Origin of the sequence: Acinetobacter sp. YH12129 (assembly GCF_013418685.1) — a bacterium.
Taxonomy (GTDB): Bacteria; Pseudomonadota; Gammaproteobacteria; order Pseudomonadales; family Moraxellaceae; genus Acinetobacter; species Acinetobacter amyesii.
In genome coordinates, this window is record NZ_VPBP01000018.1 from 20,882 (window position 1) to 35,638 (window position 14,757).

Here is a 14,757-nt window from a genome sequence, read left to right on the forward strand (position 1 = left end):
TTAGCCTTTCACACCAAAGCCATAATACTTAAACAGCATTTTGCTTTGCGCATGGTCTTTAAGATAACGGTAAAACTTCACGGCCTCAGGTTTAGCTGCGCCTTGCTGTGTTAAAGCCAATGGGTAAATGATCGGTTGATGAGTATGATTTGGAAAAATCCCGGCTATTTTAACTTTAGAACTGATCATCGCATCGGTACGATAAACAATCCCCGCTTGGCACTCACCTCGTTCGACAAAAGCCAGTGCTGAACGTACATCATCTGTTCCAACAATGCGGCCATTTAAACTCGTCAGCCATCCCAACTTGGTCAAGCTTTGTTTAGCATATTTTCCTGCAGGTACAGATTCCATATGCCCTGTACATAAGTGACCTTGAAATGCCTTGGCAAAATTAAACTGCGGCACGGCCCTAAATTGCATATTCACCGCTTTAGGCGTAATCAGCACCAAATCATTGCTCAGCATATTGAACACTTGCTTTGCAGGTATTTTCTGTTTTTGCACCAAATAATTCATCCAGTCCACATCTGCTGAAAAATACAAATCACTTGGCGCACCGGCTTCAATCTGTTTGGCTAAAGCAGATGACGCGCCAAATACCGGTACAATTTTGATGTCTGGATTCTGTGCCTGATATTGCTTTGCAATATCGCTGATAGCATTGCTTAAACTGGCTGCAGCATAAATTTTGACTGTTTCCGCCTGAGATGCGCCAGCAATGAAGCTCACTCCTAGTGCTAAAATAAATTTGAATCGCATAGCAAACTCCTAATGCTGAATAAATACGCCTTGAAGAATTTGTCCTGCTTGCACAGACTGCCCTGCAGGAATCCGAACAATGCAATTAGCTTGCATTAAATTGCTCAACATATGCGACTGCTGTTTAGACAGGCTGGTTAGTTGAAGCTTGCCTTGCTTATCAAAGTGCGCCGACATTCTTAAAAACCGCTCACGTGCATCTGCTTTTAGGTCATGTGTCATGACTGCGCTGAACCAGTCCAGCTCAGGTGTTTGACCTTGTAGGGCTTTCATTAATGTATCTGTATAAATTTGCATGCCGACATAAACAGCAGCGGGATTGCCCGGTAGTCCAAGTAAATAACAGGAGGTGCTGTCTGGACGTAAGTATTGTGCAAACAGCATCGGTTTGCCGGGTTTTTGTTTTACTTTCCAGAAAATTTGCTGAAAGCCGATGTCCAAGGCTGCCGGCCGAACAAAATCATAATCACCGACAGATACGCCGCCAGTCGTTAAAATTAAATCAAAGCTGTCTTTTAAGCGGTTGAATAAATCTAAAACCGCTTGTTTTTTATCTGCAACATGCATAATTTCAACTTGTACAAGCTGAGCCTGAAACCACGCAGCGATTAATGGCGCATTGGCATCAAAAATCTTACCCGCGCTATAGTCCTCGATATTTTCTGCGACTTCATCACCTGTAATTACAACTGCAACCTTGGGGTAAGCATAGACCTCACAATCTGCTATGCCTGCCATACTCAGTGCTGCAATTGCTCCCACGGACAGTTTTTGGCCTTTGCTTGCCAACATTTGGCCTATTGAAATTTCCTCACCTGCATCTCGTGTATCAGCATGCTGTTTTAGCGCTGTTGTCAGTACAATTTTCTGCTCAGCCACATTTACGATTTCTTGGCGCGCTACAGTCGTTGTCCCATCTGGAATTGGCGCACCAGTGAAAATACGCACCGCCAGCCCATTTTTTAATGCGACATCAGCTGTTTGCCCTGCGCGGATTTCTCCAATGAGCTCAAATTGCGTACCTGCTTTAATTTCACCCGCCGCGCAAATGGCATAGCCGTCTACAGCGCTTTGAGCAAATAAGGGCAGCTGAATTTGTGAATGCACATCTGCCGCCAAATAACGGCCTAAAGCGTGTTGAAGTTCCAAAGTTTCATGCGCCAAACTTTGCGTATGTGTCTGAATCAGCGCAAGAGCCTCGTCAACTGAAATCAGTCCAGCCTCAGCACCGCAGCCTGTATGCAATACAGCTTGGTTCATTGATAGCCTCCTGCATGCGGAATATTCTTCTGAACATCAAATAGATGTACCAAGGCAGGTAAAATGGCAATAAGTGATTCTTTTGCGCCTTGTCTGCTGCCCGGCAATGTAATGACAAGGCTGTTATCTATATAGCCCGCAACACCACGGCTAAGCGCAGCATAAGGTGTGCGTTTTTGACCAAAACTGCGTGAAGCCTCCATCAAGCCCGGAATTTGACGTTTTAGCAGTGGCTGTATCGTTTCTACAGTTAAATCTTTTGGCCCTAAACCCGTACCGCCAACCGTCAATATCAGCGGGTATTGATTTTTTTGCTGCTCAATCAAGGTAAGCAGCTGTTCAGGACTGTCTGGTATCACTTGATAGCTGATGTTGCTGAAGTTTGCTTCTTCTAAAATTTCGAGGACATTTTGCCCCGCAGTATCTGGTTTTTTACCGGCAGCAACTGTATCTGAAAGCACAATAATCGAAGCCGATAAGCTTTCTTTTAATACACGGGTAAAATGTGATTTACCGCCTTTTTTCTTTTGCAGTTTCACTTGATCTAAGCATAAATCTTCAGGTTCACAATGCGGTTTCAGCATGTCATACAGCGTTAAACCGGCAAGACTGACCGCAGTCAAAGCTTCCATTTCCACACCCGTTGGACCAATGGTTTCAACCACTGCACTGATTTCGACATGCGCCTCAAATAATTCATACTCCACATCTGCACGGTAGATTGGCAGCGGATGACAGAGCGGAATAAGTTCATCTGTACGTTTAGAGCCCAAAATACCTGCAATACGTGCGGTTTTCAGCGCGTCGCCTTTTTCTGTATTGCCATTTCGCAGCAGTTCAATGCAATGTGGCGGTGCATGCAGTATTCCAGTTGCAATGGCTGTACGGTAACTTTCCGCTTTCATGCCCACATTTTTCATTGCTTTGTCCTTATCTTATTCATTTGCATGTGCAGTATTAAATTTGAGGTTTTATAGATGCCATTGATAAATATTGGCATTCAAATGCATAGTCTGATGGCTGCTTTGGTGTGAATGTTCACATAACTCGCCATGGATATGTGTATGCTTCGTTTCGTGATCTGCCACTTCAGGCGCGTGATCCTTACGAATACAGCAGCCCTCTACATATTGACTGCTGCCATCCATATAAAACTCTTCTTTCCACACCGGTACTTCATGCTTAACCCGCTCAACCGCTTCTTCACAGGCTGCAAAAGCCTCACGGCGGTGCGGCGCATAGGCCATGGCGATAATGGCCATATCACCGACCTGCAGCGCGCCAATACGGTGTACAACACGGACATAAGACACGCCGTATTTGGCTTGAATTTCCTGCTCAATTTGACGGATCATTTTTTCAGCCACAGGCGCATAAGCGGTATATTTCAAAGCTTTTACAGATTTGCCTTCATGGTGATTACGCACCGCGCCAATAAATACACCTATACCGCCACATTCAGGAAATGCCTCAATGCTGTCAAAATCAGCTTGGCTGAATACCGTATCTTGTATGCGTGAAATATGCTTGAGCTCCATATTCAGCCTCCCGCTACAGGTGACAGCAGCACAACGGTGCTGTCCTGCACCAATGCGGTTTGTCTTGGTACAATATCTTCCCCAATGGCACAGGCGCAGCGTTCAAGCATGCTGAATGACTCCGGAAATTGATCTGTAACTTGCTGTAAAACCTCTGCAATTGATTGCTGTGCCAAGCAAGTCAGACTCAAATTCGCTGGCAGCAGGCGTTCAATAGCACCAAAAGATTCTATTTTGATGGTGATCTGACTCATCATTAGCCTCCAATCATATGCATGCTGATTTTTCTAGATGGACTGGATTGAGCTGTTATGGCATGAAAGCCTTGCTCCTTCTGCCAAATATAACTGCCTAATTTTTGCTGCAAAGCCATTGCATCGAGCGGCATTAACTCTGTTGTTTTACTGCTTTTCAGCTGCTGAATTTCATGACTGAGATTTAAACCTTTTCGGGCAAACAGGCAGTTAAAAAACTCGCCTTGCGCATTCAGTCTTAGACGGTCGCAGCTGCCGCAAAAAGAATTGCTGATGGTTGAAATAATACCTATAGGCAAGCCGTTGATTAAGTAAGATCTGGCTGGTGACGCACCTTGACCGTGCAATGTTTGCACGTCAAAAACAGTCTTGAGTTTATCCAGTATGTCTTGTTCGGTAACGACCGCAGCTTTAGACCAGTTTTGATCACCATCCAGCGGCATAAACTCGATAAACCGCAGTTCGAAACCTTGTTGCAGCGCCCATTTTGTTAATGCAATGATTTGCTGTTCATTTAAACCTTTCATTAACACGGTATTGATTTTTATTTCAAAGCCCGCTTGCTGAGCCGCTTCAATACCTTTTAATACAGGCTGTAATTGTTTTTGTGTCAGCTGGAAAAATTGCGCTTCATCCAAACTGTCCAAGCTGATATTTATGCCATCTAGGCCAGCTTGTTTTAGGGCCTGTGCATATTGCTTCAGATAATGTCCATTGGTGGTCATGGAAATACGTTTAAGGCCTAGCTTTCTCAGCTGCTGCAGCTGTTCAATAAAATGCACAACGCCTTGACGTATAAGAGGTTCACCGCCGGTGATCCGGATTTGATCAATCCCGCGCAGCACCATAAACTCACAAAAATTGTAAAGTGATTCAAAACTAAGAAGATTATGTTTTTTCATCCATTCAGGATGCTCAGGCATGCAATAGACACATTTAAAATTACAGCGGTCTGTCACTGAAATGCGCAACTTGCGTTTTTCACGGCCAAACTGATCCTTAAAAATGGTCGCTGGCTGTAATTGTGTCATGCTGTTCATGTTTATCTTCCATGGTGCTGTCATTTGCCCTGTCTTAGCTCAGTACAAATTTTGCGCCTTCTTTTCTTGCAGTAAAAATTGCAATAAGTGTTCCAACTTTGCGCTTTTTTAAATATTTATTTCAGAGGATTTGGTTTATTTTTTTGACATACAAAATCAACAACTTACAAACAACCAATAGCAATTAAAAATATAAATTGCCGTTAAGCCCATTATCAAAGGTATAAAAGCAGTCTGTTTTATCGCTATATATCATGCTCAAAAGCTTCATATTGGCTGTAAATTTTCTCTCTGGGTTCAAAAACAGCACATTAGGCTCATCATTTAAAATGAAAGCTCCGCAAAAGGTACAGCTTTCAGAGAAAATTCAGCTGACGGTGCTGCTGCAGCTCATCTAAAGAGTTAATACTGTGAAAAAAGAGTGCATTATTTTGAAAACGTGCAACCTGCATGTGCATTTGACTGAAACACCCCTTCAAACTGCGCTGTTTTTGATCAAGATGGGCTTGCAGCATTGTGAGACTGCTTCGTTTCAGCAAACAAAATGGATACAGCGCTTTGCCATTAATTTCCACAACTGCCACTTCACACAATGGATCCCGCTGCATGGCCTGATGCAGCCTAGACAGCACTTTCTTCGGAATATAGGTCACATCGCACGGCACAAACAGCACATAATCAGACTCAACATGTGACCACGCACTTTTCATCCCCATCAATGGCCCTAAAAACCCGGCTTCATCATCTTGATAAAAGCGGATCGAGGGAATGAGCCGTTTATAAATCGAATGATCGCGATGGCTGTTGATCCAGACATTTTCAGCCCGTGATTTCAACTGCTGATGGATCTTAATCAGCTGAATTTCATCATCAAATTTTTGTAAAACTTTATTTATACCGTTCATTCTGCGGGCTTGACCGCCCGCCAAAATGACCAAGTCTGTTTCTGGATAGCCTACTGATTTGGTGATTTTCTTCATCATTCTGCGTACTCCGTCTGACAGGCTTTAATTAAGCCTCGAATTTCTGATAAGCACGAACCGCAATTGCCGCCGGCCTTTAAACATGCAGTAACTTGTTTTTCATGGCTAATATTCTTTTCTTTAATGGTTTCGATAATGGTATTTTTACCGACTTTAAAGCAGCTGCACACCAGCGGACCTGCACTGTTGGTCATGTTCATCGGCTGACCTGCAAGCAGCGCTTTGCGGTGCATTGCGCTGAGTCGTTCACGCTTAAACATGCCAGCAATCCAATCACGGTCTGGCAGCATAGAGCGTTGCGCAATATATAGACTGGCAATTAAATGCCCATCTTGCAGCACCACGGTATGGCTCAAATCGGCAGTTTGATCTTCCAAATTCAGCCATTCAAATGATTCGTCAGTAAATGGCAGTAATGTTTTCAGCTGCTGAACCGTGTTTCTAAATTTTTTACGATCGGCCAACTCAAAACGCGTCGCTTTCGCTGTTTTAATTTTGGTCCACCACACCGTGTTTTGAATGGTGTTTTGCACCATTTGCTCAAAGCCGTCACGTACATACAGTACACCTTGCCACTGTGTATAAAACGGCTGTACAAATACAGGTGTATGTTTAAATTCAGGCTCACCAGATAGTGCATCGACCACAGGATTCACCACTTTGCCTATACGCGCATCCGATGCGACTTGGTCATTCCAATGAATTGGCGCAAAGATTTGACCGCGTCGAATTTTACTGCTGACCTGTGCACGTAAAATACATAAGCCCCACTGTGATTTCACCTCAACCAGTTCACCATCTTTGACACCAAATTTCAGTGCATCTTGCGGGTGTATTTCACAAAATGGCTCAGCGATATGCGTACTCAAATTTGCAGATAAACCTGTACGGCTCATGGTGTGCCATTGGTCACGGATACGGCCAGTATTTAAAATCAGCGGATATTCGCTGCAAACCTTATTTAGAGGATCAACAGCGGTTGTCGCGACAAATTTGGCTTTTGCATCGGCATGACTGAATTGGCCTGCTGCAAACAAACGGCTGACTGCATCAGCGCACTGATCTAACCGCCAAACTGGCCATTGCACAGGCTTTAATTCATCATAATCTTGTGCAGATAACTTACTTAAACCCTGCAAGTTAAAGTAGCGGAAAGACTCAGTTGTATCACGTTGATCTAAAGGCGCATTTTGATAAGCAGATAATTTTGCATGTTCAATAAATATGTCATAGCTGCTGCTGTAGTCAAAACCGCTATAACCCATCTTTTTCGCAACTTGTGCAATAGACCACCAGTCTGCTCTGGATTCACCCGGCGCATCTAAAAATGCAGTTTGACGTGAAATACGGCGTTCAGAATTGGTCACGGTTCCGTCTTTTTCACCCCAGCCCAATGCAGGTAAAAGCACATCTGCATATATTGCTGTGTCTGTGTCTTTGCAAATATCCGACACCACTACAAACTCGCATTGCTCTAAGGCACGTTTGACTTGATCTGCATCTGGCAAGCTCACAACAGGATTTGTCGCCATAATCCAAATGGCTTTGATTTTCCCGCTTTCTACAGCCTGAAACAGATCAACTGCTTTTAATCCCGCTTTATTGGCAATAAATGGACTTTGCCAAAACTCTTGTACTAATGCCTGATGCGCCGTGTTATCGACATCTAAGTGCGCAGCCAGCATATTGGCTAAGCCGCCAACCTCGCGGCCGCCCATCGCATTGGGCTGACCTGTCATAGAAAATGGCGCTGCACCTAATTTTCCGATTTTGCCTGTAAGTAAATGGCAATTAATAATACTGTTGGCTTTGTCTACACCGCGCGAAGACTGATTAACCCCCATCGAAAATAGCGACATAACTTTGTCAGTTTGCGCAAATTTTTCAAAAAATAGCTGTAATTTTTCTAAAGAAATACCTGTACGTTCAGCAACTGCTGTCATAGAAGTTTCTGTTTCACTTTGCTCCAGCGCTTGCATCAAACCTTGAGTATGTTTGGCGATAAAATCTACATCACTATGATTATTTTGTACTAGATACTGCAGCAAACCGTTGAACAGTGCGACATCTTGCCCCGGTAAAATCGGCAAATGCAAATCTGCAGCCTCACAGGTACTGGTAAAGCGCGGATCAATGACCACCACGAACAAATCACGTTCTTCTTTGGCTTTCATAATGCGCTGATACAGCACGGGATGGCACCATGCTGTATTGGATCCGACCAGCACCACCATATCTGTATGCTCAAAGTCTTCATAGCTTGCTGGTACAAGGTCTTCACCAAATGCACGCTTATGTGCCGCCACAGCCGATGACATGCAAAGCCGTGAATTGGTGTCAATATTTGCCGTACCTAAATAGCCTTTGACAAATTTGTTAACGGCATAGTAATCCTCCGTCAGCAGTTGGCCCGACACATAAAAAGCGATGCTTTCACGTCCGTAAAGATCTATACATTGCTGAAATTTTTCGGCAATCAAAGCTGTTGCTGTGTTCCAGTCTGTAGCCTGACGAGTATTAAATGGTGATGTTTGACGCCCAAGCATTGGCTGTAAGACACGTGTTTCTAATCCAATCGTATCGGCTAAGTTACTGCCTTTAATGCACAGCTTGCCATAGTTTGATGGATGGTTCGTATCGCCAGTCACACTGACTTTTTGCCCTAAAGCAGTCTGTTCAACTGTTGCGCTCACGCCGCAGCCGACACCACAATATGGACAGGTGGTTTGCGTTGTTTTAATTTTATTTTCTGTGGAGCTATGCAGTTCCACGATCGGGATGCTATTCACTTCTGCCGGCTCCTTTTTCCAAACTCAATTAATTGAGTGTTACGACCAATTTCAAAAGATGACTAAATTATTTAAATTTAAGTTAAAACTAACTATCGTGTGGTGGCATGGATGCCATCGTTGGGCGGGGTATAGGATGTACCCTTCGCCCAACAAAGGATTTTTGTCACTTTTGATCCTTCAAAAGTGAGGCAACACCTACGCAAATACAAATTTCTTAAAAATGAAATTGCGCGGTCGTGACTATATTCTTTGATTAATAATGAATCACCCTGCTTTCTTTAATGCAAAATCCTTACCAAACAGCAATTTGTTTCGGATACTTGAAATTGGAGTTTGATCTGAAATCAATTCTGCATACCACGCACCGTCTTCTGTATCACCAAACAGCACAGCGCCAATCACTCTATCTTTTTGAATAATAATGCGTTTATAAATTTGACGCTTTTCATCATTCAAAATGATGTCTTCAAAATCATCCTGCGGTTCAAAGTTTCCTGCTGAAAATACGTCACAGCCGCTGACTTTTAACTGCGTCGGAACCATAGGCGCTTTGAAGGTTAAGCTGCCATGTTCAGCCAAATGTGATGCACAAATGAAAGCCTGTCCCCAAAGCGGTTCAACCAGACCAAAGGTTTGACTGCGGTGTTCAATACATTCCCCAACGGCATATATACTTGGGTCAAAGGTTTGCATGGTGTCATTCACCATCACACCGCGTCCGCATCGAAGCTCTGCACTTTGTGCCAATGCAATATTTGGACGAATACCAACTGCAAACACGACAAGATCTGCAGCTAATACCGTGCCATCCTGCAAACGTAATTGCGTCACATGACTATCTTGCCCAATTAACTCTTGGGTATTCGCTGCAGTCAAAATCCGAATGCCTTTTTGCTCAATCGCTGATTTCAGCATCAGGCTGGCTTTTTCATCCAGCTGACGGTCCATAATACGATCCATCAAATGCAATACCGTAACATTCATGCCACGCTGTTTCAGACCATAAGCTGCTTCTAGCCCTAATAAACCGCCGCCAATCACCACTGCATTTTTCTTCGTTTTGCAGTAGTCCAGCATTTTGTTGACATCATAAATATCACGGAAGCTTAAAACGCCTTTGAAGTCAGTTCCCGGTATTGGTGGAATAAACGGCTTAGAACCTGTTGCTAAAATCAGACGGTCATAATCGATGACCAAGCCTTTTTCTGTGTATACCTGCTTGCGCGGACGGTCTATGCGTACCGCCGCATCACCTGCTACAAAACGGATATTTTTGTCTTTATACCAAGCATGTGAATGCAGCATGATATCTTCAATGGTTTTATCACCTGAAAGCACAGGTGAAAGCATAATTCGGTTGTAATTACCCCAAGGTTCTTCACCAATGACCGTAATTTCATAACGCTCTGGGGCCATATCCAGCAGATCTTCTAAGCAACGCATACCTGCTAAGCCATTGCCGACCAAAACAAGTTTCATCAACTCAGACGATGGCGCGTTATTGGTAATATAGGTTTTTTGAGCAGTTGGACTAATCAGCACACGGCCATTTTCAATTTTGCTTGGAAAAACCAAGAGTTTTTGGTCTTTATCTTCTAAGCAGCGTCCAGTAGCAAGGCTGAAATGCTGTTTATAAATGGGTGATGCCACAACACGCTCACCCTGCAAGTCACCAATAATACCGCGGGACATAACATAGGCTTGACTAAACGGATCTTGATTGCTCAGTGCATAAACCCGCTTTTCTTCACCGACACGGAATATCGCAATTTGCTGATTTTCAATCAGTGCGCCCACACCTGTATTTGGCGTAATATCATCTAATGCACAAACATCAAACCAGTCTAAATCATTCATTTCTTTTAAAATTGTCATATTCTTGATCCTTTTTAAACTTCTTTTAGATCACTATCTTTTCATTTTCGCCTTAGCGAGAAACCGAATAAGGATGTAAATCAAATAAAAGAAGTTTTAAATTCGTTATTCTCTTAAGCTTCAACCACTGGAATGCGTGTCGTATCGCGTTCAGCTTCTGTTTTGGGTCTGATTTGACCGCGAACGGATGCAAACTGAATATGCGGATCATTTTGCTGTTCTGCTTTTGCATTCACGAAAGTCACAAAGCGTTTACGTACTTCAGGATCTTCTACAGCAGTACGCCATTCATCTTGATATGTACCCACAACATGGCTCATACGGCGTTCAAGTTCAGCAGCTACGCCAAGCGAATCATTCACAACGACATCTTTCAGGTAATCTAAACCGCCTTCCATGTTGTCGCGCCATACAGAAGTACGCTGCAAACGGTCTGCTGTTTGAATGTAGAACATAAAGAAACGGTCAATGTATTTGATCAATGTTTGCGTATCTAAGTCTGATGCCAAAAGCTCTGCGTGACGCGGCTTCATACCGCCGTTGCCGCATACATAAAGGTTCCAGCCTTTTTCAGTCGCAATCACGCCAACATCTTTACTTTGCGCTTCAGCACATTCACGGGTACAGCCTGATACTGCCATTTTCAATTTATGCGGTGAACGCAGGCCTTTGTAGCGGTTTTCTAGGAAAATCGCCAAACCCACAGAGTCGTCTACGCCGTAGCGGCACCAAGTACTGCCGACACATGATTTCACTGTACGCAATGATTTACCGTATGCATGACCAGACTCAAAACCTGCAGCAATCAATTTTTCCCAAATTTCAGGCAACTGATGCACTTGTGCACCAAACATATCGACACGCTGACCACCTGTCAGTTTGGTATATAGACCATATTCTTTCGCAATTTGACCTACGGCAATTAATCCATCCGGAGTAACTTCACCGCCTGCCATACGTGGCACGACTGAATAAGAGCCGTCTTTTTGTATGTTGCCGAGGTAGTAGTCATTACTGTCTTGCAAGCCTGCATGGCTTGGTTTAAGTACAAAGTCATTCCAGCATGACGCTAGGATATTGGCTGCCGTCGGTTTACAGATGTCACAGCCTAAACCATGGCCATGCTGTTGAATCAGGTCATCAAAGGTTTTGATTTCGTTCACACGTACCAAGTGATAGAGCTCTTGGCGTGAATAAGCAAAGTGTTCACATAAATGGTTATTTACAGTGACACCTTGACGCTGAAGCTCAGATTTAAGTACTTGAGTGACTAATGGCGCACAGCCGCCGCAAGCTGTTGCAGCTTTGGTGCATTTTTTCAATGCGCCTAAAGAGGTCGATCCGTCTGCAATGGCTGAGCAAATATCTGCTTTAGAGACATTGTTGCATGAACAAATCGTGGCGCTGTCTGGCAGCAGATCGACACCGCTGCCGCCCGATTTACCTGTAGATTGTGCATAGCCAGGCATGATTAGGCTTTCTGGGCTTTCAGGAACGTCTAAGCCATTCAGCATCATTTGCAGCAGGTCATTGTATTCTTTAGCACAGCCCACCAATACTGCACCAAGTAGCTTGGTTTTATCAGCATTCACGACAATTTTTTTATAAACCTGAGCTGCTTCATCTGCATAGAAATAGCTTAAAGAATTTGGTGTCATTGCATGCGCATCGCCTACAGATGCAACATCAACTCCCATCAGTTTCAGCTTGGTGCTCATATCTGCACCAGCGAAAAGCGTGCAGTTTTGTTCCATCACATGCTTTGCTGCAATACGTGCCATGTCATAGCCCGGCGCAACTAGGCCATAAATTTTATTCTGCCAAAGCGCACATTCACCAATGGCATAAATGTCAGGGTTTGAGGTTTGGCAATAATCGTTAATTACAATACCGCCACGCTCACCAATGGCTAAACCACTTTGGCGCGCTAATTCATCGCGTGGGCGGATACCTGCAGAGAATAAGATGATGTCGGTTTCCAGTTCAGAACCATCACCAAACTTCATTACATGCTTCGCATTTGCACCATCTTCGATGCAAGATGTCGCTTTTTGCGTATGGACTTTAACACCTAGATTTTCAATTTTAGAGCGTAAAACTTTACCGCCTAGATCATCAATCTGAACTGCCATTAAGCGTGGTGCAAATTCAACAACATGGGTTTCTAAGTTTAAATCACGCAGCGCTTTTGCTGCTTCCAGACCCAATAAACCGCCGCCGATCACCACACCTGTTTTAGCATTCAAGCTTGCGGCACGGATGGCATCTAAGTCTTCAATGGTACGGTACACAAAGCAGTTTTCACGCTCATTGCCTGGAATTGGCGGCACAAATGCATATGAACCTGTTGCGAGCACCAGCTTGTCAAAAGAAAGAATATCACCGTGATTGGTTGTGACCGTTTTATTGCGCTGATCAATTTCAACCGCTTTGGTGCTAAGGCGTAAATCTATACCGTATGCATCGGCAAAGTCGCTGCGGCATAGGGTTAAATCTTTAGCCGATTTACCGCTGAAATATTCAGTTAAATGCACACGGTCATAGGCTAAACGCGGCTCTTCAGCCAAAATGGTTAATTCAACATCATCACCTGCGTGTTCCAGTACAGATTCGATAAATTTATGGCCAACCATGCCATGTCCAATCATGATGATTTTCATATTCTTTCTCCGCAAGATTTTTTTATTTGCCCCTAAATCGCGATGTTTAGAGGCAACTTTTCAGTATTAGTTTTGAGCTTCAGCTAAATTTCGTTCATTTACAGCTTGTTCAAATAGGCGCTGTTCTTTTTCTTTATGCTCTACAGAGAAGCGGATCATCAGTACACAGCTTGCAGCGATAACCACTAGACCGCCCAACACCATAAGCGTGGTTTGAATATCCAGCATGCCTTTAAGCAAGAAGCCTGCAGCCACTGCACCTACGTTACCGCCTGCACCGATAATGCCTGCAACACCGCCTAAAGCATCACGGTCAATGAATGGCACCAGCGCATAGGTAGCACCGCAAGCCATATGTGTGAAGAGCGCAAAGACTGTCATTGCAAGGATTGCAAGCACTGCAGTATTCATTTGTGAGAAGACAATCAGGAATAAGCCTTCTAGCAGAATCATGGCAAATAACACTTTGGTACGGCCATCTAAGCCTTTTTTAGTCGCTACTTTGTCCGAAACAATGCCGCCAAGCGCACGAGCAAACAATGCAAGCAAACCAAAGATACCTGCTGCCATACCCGCCTCTTTTAATCCAAAGCTGAAATGGTCGACGTAGTACATTGCTACAATGTTGTGAATAAAGATTTCAATACCGAAACAAGCTGCGTAAGCGCCAAATAGAATCCATACACGGTAATTGCGTGCTGCATGCATTAGAATTGCCAAGCCGCCTTTTTTGTCACTGCCAACACTGATGCCTTGTTCGCGAAGTTCTTTAAAGTTGCCTTGCGGACAGTCTTGTGTGAACTTCCAGTAAAGCGCACCAACAATCAGCATCATCACACCGGGTACAATCAGCGCAATACGCCAGCCCATCGCTTGCTCTACACCAAACATAACGAGAGCGCCAAGCAGTAAAGGCATGAGGGCTTGAGTTGCACCGCCGCCTGCATTACCCCAGCCTGCTGTTGCAGCATTGGCTGTACCCACCACATTAGGCGCAAACATAATGCTTGTATGGTATTGAGTGATGACGAAGCTTGCGCCAATCGCACCGATCAGCAAGCGGAAGAAAAGAAAGGATTCATAGCTGCTCGCAGAAGCGACACCAAAGACTGGAATACTGCCGATGATTAATAAAGCTGTATAGGTTTTACGCGGGCCATATTTATCACATAAAGGACCAACGATCAGACGGACTAAAATCGTGATCGCAACAGCGGCAATATTAATATTGGCAATTTGATCTTTCGTGAGGTGAAATTCGCCAGCAATCACTGGCATCAACGGTGCACAGGCAAACCATGCAAAGAAGCAAACAAAGAATGCGAGCCAACTCATGTGGAAGGCCCGCATTGCTGCTGAAGAAAAATTAAATAGACTTATTTTTGTGGCTTTTTTGGCATTTAAATTTGAAGACATAACCTTCTCCTGACTGAACTGAACGCATGAATTACTCGGTTATGTCGCTAACACATAACAGAGTCGATCAGAACGGACGTCGTTGGCCGTCTAACAAATTTTTAGAGTCTTCTTTGACTCAATAAGTATTAAGCACGATACGTGCCAAGTTTTTATTTCAATCGTAAATTTCATCTC

The 14,757-nt window shown here is 43.9% G+C and carries 11 protein-coding genes; all 11 read right to left on the reverse strand.

Features of this window, described 5'->3' with window-relative positions:
* Positions 1-762, reverse strand: a complete 762-nt coding sequence (gene modA / locus FTU65_RS10340; RefSeq protein WP_180065432.1) for a molybdate ABC transporter substrate-binding protein — start codon at positions 760-762, stop codon at positions 1-3.
* Positions 763-771: 9 nt separating this feature from the next.
* Positions 772-2,022, reverse strand: a complete 1,251-nt coding sequence (locus FTU65_RS10345) for a molybdopterin molybdotransferase MoeA (protein ID WP_180065430.1) — start codon at positions 2,020-2,022, stop codon at positions 772-774.
* Positions 2,019-2,942, reverse strand: coding sequence for a bifunctional molybdenum cofactor biosynthesis protein MoaC/MoaB (gene moaCB / locus FTU65_RS10350; RefSeq protein ID WP_180065429.1), 924 nt, complete (start codon positions 2,940-2,942; stop codon positions 2,019-2,021). The genes FTU65_RS10345 and moaCB overlap by 4 nt, the downstream gene beginning before the upstream one ends.
* A gap of 51 nt (positions 2,943-2,993) precedes the next feature.
* Positions 2,994-3,560 carry a molybdenum cofactor biosynthesis protein MoaE gene (locus FTU65_RS10355; RefSeq protein ID WP_180065427.1) on the reverse strand — a complete coding sequence of 189 codons (567 nt, stop codon included), beginning with the start codon at positions 3,558-3,560 and terminating at the stop codon, positions 2,994-2,996.
* Positions 3,561-3,562: 2 nt separating this feature from the next.
* On the reverse strand, positions 3,563-3,814 hold the full coding sequence (locus tag FTU65_RS10360; RefSeq protein WP_180021849.1) for a MoaD/ThiS family protein: 252 nt from the start codon (positions 3,812-3,814) through the stop codon (positions 3,563-3,565).
* 2 nt (positions 3,815-3,816) lie between these two features.
* Complete coding sequence (gene moaA / locus FTU65_RS10365) at positions 3,817-4,854, reverse strand: GTP 3',8-cyclase MoaA (RefSeq protein WP_180065425.1); 1,038 nt, start codon at positions 4,852-4,854, stop codon at positions 3,817-3,819.
* A gap of 356 nt (positions 4,855-5,210) precedes the next feature.
* Entirely contained in the window at positions 5,211-5,834 is a 624-nt protein-coding gene (locus tag FTU65_RS10370) for a molybdenum cofactor guanylyltransferase (RefSeq protein ID WP_373683463.1), read from the reverse strand.
* The gene (locus FTU65_RS10375) at positions 5,834-8,626 is read right to left on the reverse strand and encodes a nitrate reductase (RefSeq protein ID WP_180065421.1); all 2,793 of its coding nucleotides are present in this window, start codon (positions 8,624-8,626) and stop codon (positions 5,834-5,836) included. Before FTU65_RS10375 ends, FTU65_RS10370 begins: the two co-directional genes overlap by 1 nt.
* 267 nt (positions 8,627-8,893) lie before the next feature.
* Positions 8,894-10,504 (reverse strand): nitrite reductase small subunit NirD, encoded by a 1,611-nt coding sequence (gene nirD / locus FTU65_RS10380; protein WP_180065419.1) that lies wholly within the window; start codon positions 10,502-10,504, stop codon positions 8,894-8,896.
* Positions 10,505-10,617: 113 nt separating this feature from the next.
* Positions 10,618-13,164, reverse strand: coding sequence for a nitrite reductase large subunit NirB (gene nirB, locus FTU65_RS10385; RefSeq protein WP_218949692.1), 2,547 nt, complete (start codon positions 13,162-13,164; stop codon positions 10,618-10,620).
* A 66-nt stretch (positions 13,165-13,230) separates the two neighbouring features.
* Positions 13,231-14,580: an MFS transporter gene (locus FTU65_RS10390; protein ID WP_180009439.1), complete on the reverse strand. Its 1,350-nt coding sequence runs from the start codon at positions 14,578-14,580 to the stop codon at positions 13,231-13,233.
* Positions 14,581-14,757 lie beyond the last annotated feature (177 nt).

Excerpts from the sequence above, each read along its gene's own strand:
- modA (WP_180065432.1), bottom strand. The coding sequence starts at position 762 with ATGCGATTCAAATTTATTTTAGCACTAGGAGTGAGCTTCATTGCTGGC.
- FTU65_RS10345 (WP_180065430.1), bottom strand. The coding sequence starts at position 2,022 with ATGAACCAAGCTGTATTGCATACAGGCTGCGGTGCTGAGGCTGGACTG.
- moaCB (WP_180065429.1), bottom strand. The coding sequence starts at position 2,942 with ATGAAAAATGTGGGCATGAAAGCGGAAAGTTACCGTACAGCCATTGCA.
- FTU65_RS10355 (WP_180065427.1), bottom strand. The coding sequence starts at position 3,560 with ATGGAGCTCAAGCATATTTCACGCATACAAGATACGGTATTCAGCCAA.
- FTU65_RS10360 (WP_180021849.1), bottom strand. The coding sequence starts at position 3,814 with ATGAGTCAGATCACCATCAAAATAGAATCTTTTGGTGCTATTGAACGC.
- moaA (WP_180065425.1), bottom strand. The coding sequence starts at position 4,854 with ATGAACAGCATGACACAATTACAGCCAGCGACCATTTTTAAGGATCAG.
- FTU65_RS10370 (WP_373683463.1), bottom strand. The coding sequence starts at position 5,834 with ATGAAGAAAATCACCAAATCAGTAGGCTATCCAGAAACAGACTTGGTC.
- nirD (WP_180065419.1), bottom strand. The coding sequence starts at position 10,504 with ATGACAATTTTAAAAGAAATGAATGATTTAGACTGGTTTGATGTTTGT.
- nirB (WP_218949692.1), bottom strand. The coding sequence starts at position 13,164 with ATGAAAATCATCATGATTGGACATGGCATGGTTGGCCATAAATTTATC.
- FTU65_RS10390 (WP_180009439.1), bottom strand. The coding sequence starts at position 14,580 with ATGTCTTCAAATTTAAATGCCAAAAAAGCCACAAAAATAAGTCTATTT.